Below are 12,889 nucleotides of genomic sequence, written 5' to 3' on the forward strand. Positions count from 1 at the left end.
TTTACAAAATTATTAAACTAATTAAATTACGAAGGAATAAAAATGAAAGTTTTCTACGATAAAGATTGCGATTTGTCCCTCATCAAAGGCAAAAACGTTACTATCATTGGTTACGGTTCCCAAGGTCATGCCCACGCACAAAATTTGAATGATTCTGGCTGCAAAGTTACCGTTGCTCTGCGCAAAGGTGGCGCGTCATGGGACAAGGCAAAAAATGCCGGTCTGAATGTAGCGGAAGTGAATGATGCAGTGAAAGCAGCTGACGTCATCATGATCTTGTTGCCAGATGAAAACATCGCCCAAGTGTATGCTGAAAACGTAGCGCCACATGCCAAGCAAGGTGCTGTATTAGCGTTCGCACATGGCTTTAATGTTCATTACGGCCAAGTCGTACCACGCGCCGATCTGGACGTAATCATGATCGCCCCAAAAGCGCCGGGCCACACAGTTCGCGGCACTTATTCTCAAGGTGGTGGCGTGCCTCACTTGATCGCTGTATATCAAGACAAGTCAGGCTCTGCACGTGATATCGCTTTGTCCTATGCGATGGCCAACGGTGGTGGTCGTGCCGGTATCATCGAAACTAACTTCCGTGAAGAAACTGAGACCGATTTGTTCGGCGAACAAGCAGTATTGTGCGGTGGCGCAGTTGAACTGATCAAAGCTGGTTTCGAGACCTTGGTCGAAGCTGGTTATGCACCAGAAATGGCGTATTTTGAATGTCTGCACGAATTAAAATTGATCGTCGATCTGATCTATGAAGGCGGTATCGCCAACATGAATTACTCGATCTCGAACAATGCAGAATATGGCGAATATGTGACCGGCCCTAAAGTCGTCACGTCCGCGACCAAAGATGCAATGCGTCAATGCCTCAAAGATATTCAAACTGGCGAATATGCGAAGAGTTTTATCCTGGAAAATAAAGCAGGTGCACCTACTTTGATTTCCCGTCGCCGTTTGACATCTGAGCATCAGATAGAAGAGGTCGGTGCTAAGTTGCGCGCAATGATGCCTTGGATTGCTAAGAATAAATTAGTCGATCAATCGAAAAATTAATCTGGACAATTGCAGATTATCTTCTGGCGCTGACTTTTAGTCTGCGCAAGTTGAAAACAAAAAAGTCGCCTGCCAGGGCGACTTTTTTATTGAAATTCCCTTATTGATTTTAATATACTCCCCGAATTTTTTATAAAAAATAACATATCGTCCAATTAATATATGGACACTAAATATATACATACCAGGAGTATATATTTATGTGAGTGTAAAGTTTACGTAAAATCTGTCATTTATACGGGCTTATGATGTGTTAATCATGCACACCGCTATCTTGCTAATTTATGCTTATCATATATAGCGATTATTTAGATTTCCATATTGAATACACGACGTAAATCATACAGTTTGGTAGGGTCGAATAGCAAAGCCAGGCTGTTTGCCGATAAAGCAATAACGTCTTTCTATCAATACCGCGTTAGACAAAGGTGATGGAATTGATTTTTACTGCCGTGTAATAGACGTTATACTTTCACCTTACTTTCAATTCATTCATTACACGCATGCCATCTTTCAAACGACGCAAGCCCAAAGGTAGTTTTAAGCTTTTTCCTCGTGGTGCACGTAAAAATCAAGCGAACACATTCAGCGAGAATGTGCCGATGCTCCCTGCCAAACGTCGGCGTGGAATTTATTTGTTGCCGAATGCATTTACTACTGCAGCTTTGTTTTGCGGCTTCTATGCGATCGTGATGGCGATGAACCAACGCTTTGATCAATCGGCATTCGCTATTTTTGCAGCGATGGTGCTGGATAGTCTGGATGGTCGTGTGGCGCGGATGACAAATACGCAAAGTGAATTTGGTGCTCAATACGATAGTTTGTCTGACATGATCTCTTTCGGCGCGGCACCAGCTTTGGTCGCGTATGAATGGTCGCTTCGCGGGATGGATAAACTCGGCTGGTTAGCTGCCTTTATCTACTGTGCTGGAGCCGCATTGCGATTAGCACGTTTTAATACCAATATCGCTGTAGTTGATAAGCGTTATTTTCAAGGTTTGCCAAGTCCGGCCGCGGCGGCGTTGGTCGCAGGATTTGTGCTGCTTATGACCGATCTGAATTTTAAAGGTAGTGAACTTAGTTGGAGTACTTGGTGCATTACGTTATTTGCTGGATTGACGATGGTGACGAATGTTCCTTTTTACAGTTTTAAAGATGTAAATTTTCGTCGCTCGGTTCCGTTTGTTGCACCACTTTTGATCGTGCTTGGATACGTCGCTGTGGTTAAAGACCCACCTAAAGTATTGTTTGGATTATTTGTCTTGTATGGCTTGTCTGGTTACGTTGTTTTACTGTGGCGCTGGCGCAAAGGTCGCCCCATCAGTATTGTTCAAACAACGGTGGAGCCACACGAAGAAAAATAGCAATCTGTGTGATAATAAGGATATAGCCGCGTCGCAGAAATGTGACGCGGCTTTTTGTTTTTCGATAATCCAAAAACATAGAAAATTCTAGATTAATTCTGCTATAAATTCTTGCACTTAGAGATAATCACGCTTATAGTCGTTTTCAAGAATTTTATGCCTAAATTTTTAGCAATTTGCCAGTGAATTGTCTTATGAAAACCCATCAGGTTTTCTAGTGACTTTAGCGGCTCCTAAGATATCGACCAGATATCGCGCTATCAATTTACGTTAGCTATAACCGGCTACTTCTCTTTGTTATCTTCGACGAAGAGAATTAAAAGCACGCAATAGAGTACACAATTAAGCACACTTCAAAAGTATGTTGCTCATGCTGGTTACTTACACCGATTACCTACGCCAATATTTCAATTTTTATAAAATCAGGATTAGATTATGAGTGATAAATTAATCATATTTGATACCACCTTACGTGACGGCGAGCAGTCGCCCGGTGCGTCTATGACCAAGGATGAAAAAATCCGTATTGCACGTCAGTTAGAACGCTTAAAAGTGGACGTGATCGAAGCCGGTTTTGCTGCCGCATCGCAAGGAGATTTTGAGGCAATCCAGGCGATTGCCACATCAGTAAGAGAACCGATTATCTGCTCATTATCGCGCGCCAATGACCGGGATATTTCTCGTGCAGCTGAAGCACTAAAATCCGCCCAAAGAAAACGTATTCACACCTTCATTGCGACCTCACCATTGCATATGGAAAAGAAGCTGCGGATGACACCAGACCAAGTATTTGAGCAAGCGAAGCAAGCAGTGCGATTTGCGCGTCAGTTTACCGATGATGTTGAATTTAGTCCTGAAGATGGTAGTCGTTCAGATATGGACTTTTTATGCCGGGTGATCGAGGCCGTCATTGCTGAGGGCGCAACCACAATCAATTTTGCCGATACGGTAGGTTATGGCGTACCAGAGCTGTACGGCACGGTGCTAAAAAATTTACGCGAGCGTATTCCTAACTCGGATAAAGCGATATGGTCAGTTCATTGCCACAACGATCTGGGTATGGCAGTGGCAAATTCGTTAGCTGGTGTGATGATCGGCGGGGCGCGGCAGGTGGAATGTACGATCAATGGTTTGGGTGAGCGTGCTGGTAATACTGCGCTAGAAGAAATCGTGATGGCAGTACGGACTCGCCGTGATCACTTCAATTTAGACTGCAATATTGATACGACTCAGATCGTTGCGACTTCAAAATTGGTCTCTCAAATTACTGGCTTTGCAGTGCAGCCAAACAAGGCAGTGGTTGGTGCGAATGCGTTTGCGCATGCCTCTGGGATTCATCAAGATGGTGTGTTGAAAGCGCGTGATACCTATGAAATTATGCGAGCTGAAGATGTCGGCTGGAGTGCAAATAAAATCGTTCTGGGTAAATTATCAGGTAGAAACGCATTCAAACAACGTCTTGAGGAGCTCGGCATCGCCTTGGAGTCAGAGGCGGATGTGAATGCGGCATTTACGCGATTTAAAGAGCTGGCAGATCGTAAATCAGAAATCTTTGACGAAGATATTATGTCCTTGGTCTCCGATGAAGAACATGCACACGGTAACGAATACTATCGGTTTGTTTCTTTGGCACAGCATTCCGAGACAGGTGAAAGGCCAGCAGCAAAAATTTTGTTTTCAATTGATACGAAAGAAGTTACTTGCAACGGCCACGGCAACGGTCCTGTCGATGCGATTGTGAATGCGATTGAATCGACGACGCAAAGTGGCGCTGAGTTATTACTATTTTCGGTGAACGCGATCACCACTGGTACGCAATCTCAGGGAGAAGTTACGATGCGTTTATCTAAAGCGGGTCGTATCGTAAATGGTGTCGGGGCTGATCCTGATATTGTGGTTGCCTCAGCTAAAGCGTATTTGTCGGCTTTGAATAAATTGCATTCAAAAGTAGAGAAGCTTAATCCTCAGCTGTGATCTAGCTTTAATACAGTCATTGCTTAGGTTCGGATGGCATAAACCTACTTTGATCGGGTAAAGAATTCATGCTATAGTCATGCGTCTTACCGTTTTGGTGAGATTATTGTTATCACGATGATAAGGGTTCATTCTCTTGCCATCGCATGTTAAGGAAAATCATGACTTTTGAAAAAAGTACTAAAGCCGCCATCGTTGCGGACAATGCCCGCGGTGTAAATGACACCGGCTCCCCAGAAGTGCAAGTTGCTTTATTGACTGCACGCATCAATGACTTAAACGGTCACTTCAAAGCACATGCTAAAGATCACCACTCACGTCGTGGTCTGATTATGATGGTTAACCGTCGTAAAAGTCTGCTGTCTTACCTCAAAGGTAAAGATTTGAACCGTTATCGTTCACTGATCGAAAAACTCGGCTTGCGTAAGTAATTCATTGCTATATATTTATTACATAGCAAAAATGTTGTAGCAGAAAGCCTGCCTCAGTTCGCTGTCGCAGGCTTTTTGCTGTTTATGGTTTGTAGTTGGTGGTTGGTAATTAGTATCTTGTAATTGAGTCTGTAATTGTTTAATGCAGGAAAGCGAATCCAAGATTCGCTCGCGGTGAGGTGGACGACAGCGCCTGAAAATCTGTCGGCAAAATAGAAAGGACACATTGTGTTTAATAAAGTTACGAAAACTTTCCAGTACGGTCAACATCAAGTGACGTTGGAAACAGGCGAGATCGCTCGTCAAGCCTCTGGCGCAGTCTTGGTATCAATTGAAGATACCGTTGTATTAGCAACCGTTGTTGCAAAAAAAGACGCTAAGCCAGGTCAAGATTTTTTCCCTCTGACGGTTGATTACCTTGAGAAAACTTATGCTGCTGGTCGTATTCCAGGCGGTTTTTTCAAGCGTGAAGGTCGTCCATCTGAAAAAGAAACACTGACATCCCGTCTGATCGATCGTCCAATTCGCCCTCTGTTCCCAGAAGGCTATTTGAATGAAGTGCAGGTGATCATTCATGTCTTATCCGTCAACCCTGAAATCGATCCCGATATCGCCGCGATGATCGGCGCTTCTGCCGCGATCTGCGTTTCTGGTATTCCATTCAGTGGCCCAGTCGGCGCCGCACGCGTGGGTTATATCGATGGTCAATATGTATTGAATCCAACCGCGACTCAGTTAAAAACATCCGCTATGGATCTGGTTGTTGCCGGTACTGAGCAAGCAGTTTTGATGGTTGAGTCTGAAGCGCAACAATTATCTGAAGAAGTTATGCTGGGTGCCGTAGTGTACGGTCACGAGCAAATGAAGGCAGTGATTGATGCAATTCATGATTTAGTTCGCGATGGCGGCAAGCCAGAAGTTGAATGGGCGCCAGCACCAAAGAATGAGCCGCTAATCGCGGCTGTTTCTGCAGTAGCAGAGCCTTTATTGCGCGCTGCTTATCAAACGCGTGAAAAGCAAGCTCGTACGCAATTGCTTAAAGATGCAAGTGCAAAAGTCAGTGCTGCATTGGCTGAGCAAGCCGCAGCGTCAGGCACATCGGTACCGGATTCTTCCGATGTAGGCAATATCATGTTTGATTTGGAATCGAAAATTGTTCGCTCCCAAATTCTGGATGGTGAGCCACGTATTGACGGTCGTGATACCCGCACAGTGCGCCCGATTACGATTCGTACTGGCGTGTTGCCACGTACGCATGGTACGGCTTTGTTTACTCGTGGTGAGACGCAGGCTTTGGTGATTGCGACTTTGGGTACAGCACGTGATGAGCAAAAAATTGATGCGTTGATGGGCGAATACACAGATCGTTTCATGCTGCATTACAACATGCCCCCGTTTGCTACTGGTGAAACTGGTCGCGTTGGTACGCCTAAGCGCCGCGAAATCGGTCACGGTCGTTTGGCTAAACGTGCTTTGTTAGCGGCGTTACCGTCGCCTGAAGATTTTAGCTACTCAGTACGTTTGGTTTCAGAAATTACTGAATCCAACGGATCTTCCTCAATGGCGTCGGTTTGCGGTGGCTGTTTAGCATTGCTGGATGCTGGTGTGCCGATGAAGGCTCACGTAGCCGGTATCGCCATGGGCTTGATTAAAGATGGTAACAAGTTTGCCGTTTTGACTGACATTTTGGGTGATGAAGATCATTTGGGCGATATGGACTTTAAGGTCGCCGGTACTGCTGAAGGTATTACTGCCTTGCAAATGGATATCAAAATCCAAGGCATTACAAAAGAAATCATGCAAGTCGCTTTGGCGCAAGCTAAGGAAGGTCGCGTACATATTCTCGCCAAAATGCAAGAGGCTGTACCGCATGGCAAGGCAGAATTATCCGACTTTGCACCACGTCTGATTACCGTCAAAATTAACCCAGAAAAAATCCGTGATGTCATCGGTAAGGGCGGCGCTGTGATCCGCGCTTTAACTGAAGAAACTGGTACCCAAATCGATATTAGCGATGAAGGCGTAGTGACAATTGCTTCAGTGGATGCAGCAGCCGGTCAAGAAGCCAAACGTCGTATTCAGGAGCTGACTGCAGAAGTTGAAGTCGGTAAAGTTTATGATGGCACAGTACTGAAGTTGTTGGACTTTGGTGCGATCGTCCAGATCATGCCAGGTAAGGATGGCTTGTTGCACATTAGTCAGATCGCTAATGAGCGCGTCAATGCAGTTGCCGATTACCTTAAAGAAGGCCAGCAAGTACGCGTCAAAGTATTAGAAACTGACGATCGTGGTCGCTTTAAATTGTCAATGAAGGCAGCAGCTCCAGAAGTTGAAGCTCAGCCTCAGTAATCTTGACTACCTAAATATTTGCTATGCATTGCTATAGCAATTAGCTTCTCTCAAAAACGCCTGTGCTTACGCGCAGGCGTTTTTTTATCGCCGTACAATAGTATTTTTTAAACAGGACAAAATCATGCGTGCAATTGAAATTACACAGTACGGTAAGCCAGAAGTTTTGCAATTGTGTGAGCGTCCAATTCCCGAGGCTAAAGCGGGCGAAGTATTGATTAAGGTGCATGCGGCAGGTATTAACCGTCCGGACGTTTTTCAGCGTCTTGGTCAGTATCCGGTTCCTCCAGGGGCGTCTGATTTGCCGGGCTTAGAAGTCGCAGGCGAGATTGTTGGCGGTGATTTGGGCGACTCTGGATTTAAAAAAGGTGATTTGGTCTGCGCCCTTGTGCAGGGTGGTGGCTATGCAGAATATTGTGTAGCTCCGGCGCCGCAATGCCTGCTTTTGCCGGAAGGACTCTCTTTAATGGAGGCGGCCTCGTTGCCGGAAACCTATTTTACGGTTTGGAGTAATGTTTTTGATCGTGCCAGATTAACTCAAGGAGAAACTTTTCTAGTGCAGGGCGGTACCTCGGGTATCGGCGTAACCGCCATCCAAATCGCTGCGGCTCTTGGACATCGTGTGTTTGCTACAGCTGGCTCGGATGATAAGTGTCGTGCGACCGAAAGCCTGGGGGCTGAGCGTGGTATCAATTATCGGAATGAGGATTTTGTAGAAATCGTCAAATCGCTTACCGATAATAAAGGGGTCAATGTGATTTTGGATATGGTTGCCGGAGACTATATCCCGCGTGAAATCAATTGCCTTGAGGATGATGGACGTCTTGCGATCATCGCTTTGCTGGGTGGTGCTCGTGCAGAGCTGGATCTGGGGCAGGTATTACGCAGAAGATTGACAATTACCGGTTCAACTTTGAGGCCGCGTTCAGTTGCGTTTAAAGGGGCGGTTGCGCAGCAACTGAAAGAGCATGTCTGGCCTTTGCTCGTATCTGGAAAAATAAAGCCCGTGATACATCAAATTTTTCCATTAGCACAGGCTGCTCAGGCACACAGTTTGATGGAGTCCAGCTTGCATGTGGGTAAGATTATGTTGCAGGTTAGTGAATAACAAAATTTGGGCTTACGCAAAACCGCCCCAACCATATTGTGGCTCCTAGCTGTACTTACAGTACTATCTGCGTCGCTATGCCTTGTTGGGATATTTTGCGTATGCCCTAAAAACGAATTAAGAATAGATCATAAATATACTCCCCTTATTTTTTGTGTAAATAGTCTTATTGCCCAGTAAATCATTGGACATCTTTAATATACTAACTGGGAGTATATTTATGTCTTTTGACTTCCAAAGCGATATCGCCGATGCTTTTGGTTAATTGATTGACGCAAATATTTATTTGAATTGCAGTGCATTCACTTTTTTTGGCATCGCGAATTTGACCCCTCTTGCTCAGGCGGCTACAATAGACGGTTAATTAAATTTTGGGCTGCTATGCGACGCAAACTGATAGCTGGTAACTGGAAAATGAACGGCAGTTTTGCTGCCAATAAAGCACTTTTATCAGAGTTGCGTGCGGGTTTAAACCCAAATGCGGCTTGTGATGTTCTGGTCTGTGCTCCCGCACCATATTTGGCGCAATGCGCGGATGATTTGACTGGTAGTGGTATTTTCTTGGGCGCTCAAGATGTTTCTGTGCACGGCTCGGGCGCTTATACGGGTGAAGTATCTGCTGGAATGCTGGTGGATTGCGGATGTTCTTATGTGATTGTTGGGCATTCTGAGCGTCGCGCCTATCATCATGAGTCTAATGATCTGGTAGCGCAAAAAGCTTTGCAGGCATTAAGCGCAGGTTTGCATCCAATTGTTTGTGTCGGTGAGACTTTGGAGCAGCGCGAGTCGGGACAAACTAATGAGGTTGTTTCAAGTCAATTGCAGGCGGTATTGGATTTGATTGGTGTTGATGCACTGGCAAATATTGTGATTGCTTATGAGCCAGTTTGGGCGATAGGGACGGGTAAAACTGCGACTCCGCAAATGGCGCAAGTTGTTCATGCAGTGCTTCGTCAGCAATTGATTGCTAAGGATGTTGACCTGGCTGCTGGCATGCAAATATTGTATGGCGGAAGTATGAAGCCCGATAACGCAAAAGAGCTATTGGCGATGGCTGATATCGATGGCGGTCTTATCGGTGGTGCTGCCTTGAAAGCGGCTGATTTTCTCGCAATTGTCGACGCCATCTAATTTTTTAGGGCGTTGAGAGATTGTTCTTTGTTTTACGATTAATTTAATTAGGTGTTTTGAATGCATACTTTGTTTACAGTGGTAGTGGTTGTCCAGGTTTTGTCTGCGCTGGCAATTATCGGTCTGGTTCTTTTGCAGCACGGCAAGGGCGCAGATATGGGCGCATCATTTGGCTCCGGCGCCTCTGGTAGCTTGTTTGGCGCCACTGGATCCTCTAATTTTTTATCTAAGTCCACAGGTCTTGCTGCCGCGATTTTCTTTGGCGCGACTTTGGCGTTAGCTTACATCGGCACTAATCGTTCAGTGTCAGGTGGCGTCATGGATAATTTGCCTGCATCCAAGTCTGCTCCGGCTTCTAGTGCTGCTGCCTCTGCTTCTGCTCCCGTCGTTGCTGCTCCTGCAAGTACTGCGGGTCAGGTAAATCAGATTCCTAAGTAAGCCAGTTTTTGTACCGTAAAAAGATTGAATAACTGCAATTGTGCGTTGAACAATTGCAGTTGGTATAGTAGAATGCTGGGCTTAAGCCGACGTGGTGAAATTGGTAGACACGCTATCTTGAGGGGGTAGTGGCGAAAGCTGTACGAGTTCGAGTCTCGTCGTCGGCACCAATAAAATACGGTCAGATCTACATGCTGACTTGGTCGAGGAAGTTAGTCATTTTTAGTTTGTTATGCTTTGGTATGATTTGCTTTAATGTGACGTTTAAATACAGGTAGCCTAACGTGAACCTCGAAAATTATTTCCCTGTTCTTCTCTTTATTCTGGTTGGTATTGCGGTTGGTATCGTTCCGCAAATTTTAGGGCGCATACTTGCCCCCTTCAAGCCAGATAGTCAAAAAACATCTCCCTATGAATGTGGCTTTGAGGCCTTCGAAGATGCGCGCATGAAGTTTGATGTGCGCTACTACCTCGTTGCTATTTTGTTTATTTTGTTTGATTTGGAAACTGCTTTTTTCTTCCCTTGGGCCGTAGCAATGCGCGATTTGGGTTGGTCGGGTTTTCTGATTATGCTTGGATTTATTTTGGAGTTTGCCGTGGGCTTTTGGTACATCTGGAAAAAGGGCGCCCTCGATTGGGAGTAATGGATTATGGCTATTGAAGGTGTATTAAGCGAAGGTTTCGTCACGACCACGGCGGATAAGCTCATCAATTGGACGCGCACAGGTTCAATGTGGCCGATGACATTTGGTTTGGCGTGTTGCGCGGTTGAGATGATGCATGCCGGTGCTTCGCGTTATGATCTTGACCGTTTTGGCGTCGTCTTCCGACCATCTCCACGTCAATCCGATGTCATGATTGTGGCAGGTACTTTGTGTAATAAAATGGCTCCCGCTTTGCGTAAGGTTTATGATCAGATGGCAGAGCCGCGCTGGGTTATCTCTATGGGTTCTTGTGCTAATGGCGGTGGTTATTATCATTATTCATACTCAGTAGTTCGCGGTTGTGACCGGATTGTTCCTGTGGATATTTACGTGCCCGGCTGCCCTCCGACCGCTGAAGCTCTTTTGTACGGCATTATTCAGTTGCAAAATAAGATTAAACGTACCAATACGATTGCGCGCTAATCCAGCCAATTCAAGTGAATCAAGCGATTTAGGGCGGCACTTACTATGACTACAAAATTAGAAATCCTCGATACTGCTGTAAAAGATGTGTTGGGCGACAGACTGTTGCGATCTACTCTTGCTTTGGGGGAGTTGACGATAGTCGTAGCGCCGACAGCGTATTTGCAGGTTATGAGAGATTTGCGCGATCACGCGTCTACTCAGTTCGAAGAGTTGATTGATTTGTGCGGTGTCGATTACTCTACATACGGCGATGGTGCTTGGGACGGTGCTCGTTTTGCGATTGTTTCGCACTTGCTGTCAGTTCATCATAACTGGCGTTTGCGAGTCAGAGTATTTGCTGCAGATGACGAGATGCCAGTCGTGCCTTCCCTGATAGATGTGTGGAATGCGGCTAATTGGTACGAGCGAGAAGCATTCGACTTTTTTGGTATTTTGTTTGATGGCCACAATGATTTGCGTCGGATTCTTACTGACTATGGTTTCATCGGTCATCCTTTCCGTAAAGATTTCCCAGTCTCGGGTTATGTGGAAATGCGCTATGACCCTGAGCAAAAGCGAGTTGTTTATCAGCCAGTAACGATAGATCCGCGTGAGAACATACCGCGCATTATTCGTGAAGAACACTATGGGATCAAATAATGGCTGAAATTAAAAATTACACATTAAATTTTGGTCCGCAACATCCTGCTGCGCATGGTGTGTTACGTCTTGTGCTTGAGTTGGATGGTGAGGTAATTCAGCGAGCTGACCCTCATATTGGATTGTTGCATCGCGGTACTGAGAAGTTGGCAGAGCAAAAAACCTATTTGCAATCTGTGCCATATATGGATCGACTCGATTATGTGTCGATGATGGCCAACGAGCATGCCTATGTGATGGCGATAGAAAAAATGCTTGGTTTGGAAGTGCCATTACGAGCCCAATATATTCGCGTAATGTTTGACGAAATTACTCGTCTTCTAAATCACTTATTGTGGATAGGTGCGCATGCGCTTGACGTTGGTGCGATGGCCGTATTTCTGTATGCTTTCCGTGAGCGCGAAGATTTGATGGACTGCTACGAGGCTGTCTCCGGCGCTCGTTTGCATGCTGCGTACTATCGTCCTGGTGGCGTGTATCGCGATTTACCTGAGCAGATGCCAAAGTTCACTACTTCACAGCTGAAGAATGATAAGGCGATGCGTGCGTTGAATGAAAATCGCCAAGGATCTTTGCTCGATTTTATTGAAGATTTTACTAATCGCTTCCCAACCTATGTTGATGAATACGAAACCTTGTTGACTGATAATCGAATTTGGAAGCAGCGGTTGGTAGGGATTGGAGTTGTCTCTCCTGAGCGTGCTAAGGCGATGGGTTTTACTGGCCCAATGTTGCGTGGCTCTGGTATTGAGTGGGATCTCCGTAAAAAACAGCCCTATGAAGTTTACGACTTGTTAGATTTTGATATTCCTGTCGGTGTTAACGGGGATAGTTATGATCGCTACCTCGTTCGCGTTGAGGAAATGCGCCAATCAAACCGCATTATCAAGCAATGCGTTGAATGGCTGCGTAATAATTCTGGCCCCGTGATTAGTGCAAATCATAAAGTTGCGCCTCCTTCACGTGTGAATATGAAGTCCAACATGGAAGAATTGATCCATCACTTCAAATTATTTACTGAAGGTTTTCATGTTCCTGCTGGTGAGGCTTATGCCGCAGTTGAGCATCCAAAGGGTGAGTTTGGTATTTATTTGATGTCTGATGGTGCGAATAAGCCTTATCGTCTAAAAATTCGAGCACCTGGATTTGCGCATTTGCAGGGTTTGGATGAGATGGCAAAAGGTCACATGATTGCTGATGCGGTGACGATTATCGGTACGCAAGATATTGTGTTTGGTGAGATTGACCGCTAGATTATTTAATCAC

The 12,889-nt window shown here is 45.4% G+C and carries 12 protein-coding genes and 1 tRNA gene; all 13 read left to right on the forward strand.

The window, feature by feature from the left end; translation table 11 throughout:
* Window positions 1-42: 42 nt before the first annotated feature.
* The 13 genes from ilvC (at window position 43) to QN395_RS00430 (ending at window position 12,876) form a co-directional block, all read left to right on the forward strand.
* Window positions 43-1,059 carry a ketol-acid reductoisomerase gene (gene ilvC / locus QN395_RS00370; protein ID WP_322119455.1) on the forward strand — a complete coding sequence of 339 codons (1,017 nt, stop codon included), beginning with the start codon at window positions 43-45 and terminating at the stop codon, window positions 1,057-1,059.
* 503 nt (window positions 1,060-1,562) lie between these two features.
* Window positions 1,563-2,423, forward strand: coding sequence for a CDP-diacylglycerol--serine O-phosphatidyltransferase (pssA, locus tag QN395_RS00375; protein WP_322119454.1), 861 nt, complete (start codon window positions 1,563-1,565; stop codon window positions 2,421-2,423).
* Window positions 2,424-2,858: 435 nt separating this feature from the next.
* Window positions 2,859-4,397 (forward strand): 2-isopropylmalate synthase, encoded by a 1,539-nt coding sequence (locus QN395_RS00380; protein ID WP_323491878.1) that lies wholly within the window; start codon window positions 2,859-2,861, stop codon window positions 4,395-4,397.
* A gap of 161 nt (window positions 4,398-4,558) precedes the next feature.
* Complete coding sequence (gene rpsO, locus QN395_RS00385) at window positions 4,559-4,828, forward strand: 30S ribosomal protein S15 (protein WP_322119452.1); 270 nt, start codon at window positions 4,559-4,561, stop codon at window positions 4,826-4,828.
* A gap of 228 nt (window positions 4,829-5,056) precedes the next feature.
* A complete protein-coding gene (gene pnp, locus QN395_RS00390; protein WP_322119451.1) occupies window positions 5,057-7,177 on the forward strand; it encodes a polyribonucleotide nucleotidyltransferase in 2,121 nt (706 codons plus the stop codon).
* Between the two features lie 124 nt (window positions 7,178-7,301).
* Window positions 7,302-8,285 (forward strand): NAD(P)H-quinone oxidoreductase, encoded by a 984-nt coding sequence (locus QN395_RS00395; protein ID WP_322119450.1) that lies wholly within the window; start codon window positions 7,302-7,304, stop codon window positions 8,283-8,285.
* Window positions 8,286-8,666: 381 nt separating this feature from the next.
* Complete coding sequence (gene tpiA / locus QN395_RS00400; RefSeq protein WP_323491879.1) at window positions 8,667-9,416, forward strand: triose-phosphate isomerase; 750 nt, start codon at window positions 8,667-8,669, stop codon at window positions 9,414-9,416.
* 60 nt (window positions 9,417-9,476) lie between these two features.
* The gene (gene secG / locus QN395_RS00405) at window positions 9,477-9,854 is read left to right on the forward strand and encodes a preprotein translocase subunit SecG (RefSeq protein WP_322119448.1); all 378 of its coding nucleotides are present in this window, start codon (window positions 9,477-9,479) and stop codon (window positions 9,852-9,854) included.
* A gap of 85 nt (window positions 9,855-9,939) precedes the next feature.
* A tRNA-Leu gene (locus QN395_RS00410) sits at window positions 9,940-10,024 on the forward strand.
* Between the two features lie 114 nt (window positions 10,025-10,138).
* Window positions 10,139-10,498: an NADH-quinone oxidoreductase subunit A gene (locus QN395_RS00415; RefSeq protein WP_322119447.1), complete on the forward strand. Its 360-nt coding sequence runs from the start codon at window positions 10,139-10,141 to the stop codon at window positions 10,496-10,498.
* A gap of 6 nt (window positions 10,499-10,504) precedes the next feature.
* The gene (locus QN395_RS00420) at window positions 10,505-10,981 is read left to right on the forward strand and encodes a NuoB/complex I 20 kDa subunit family protein (protein WP_262835880.1); all 477 of its coding nucleotides are present in this window, start codon (window positions 10,505-10,507) and stop codon (window positions 10,979-10,981) included.
* A gap of 45 nt (window positions 10,982-11,026) precedes the next feature.
* Complete coding sequence (locus tag QN395_RS00425; RefSeq protein WP_322119446.1) at window positions 11,027-11,623, forward strand: NADH-quinone oxidoreductase subunit C; 597 nt, start codon at window positions 11,027-11,029, stop codon at window positions 11,621-11,623.
* On the forward strand, window positions 11,623-12,876 hold the full coding sequence (locus QN395_RS00430) for an NADH-quinone oxidoreductase subunit D (protein WP_322119445.1): 1,254 nt from the start codon (window positions 11,623-11,625) through the stop codon (window positions 12,874-12,876). The genes QN395_RS00425 and QN395_RS00430 overlap by 1 nt, the downstream gene beginning before the upstream one ends.
* Window positions 12,877-12,889: the final 13 nt, after the last annotated feature.

Origin of the sequence: Undibacterium sp. RTI2.2 (genome assembly GCF_035018705.1) — a bacterium.
Taxonomy (GTDB): Bacteria; Pseudomonadota; Gammaproteobacteria; order Burkholderiales; family Burkholderiaceae_D; genus Undibacterium.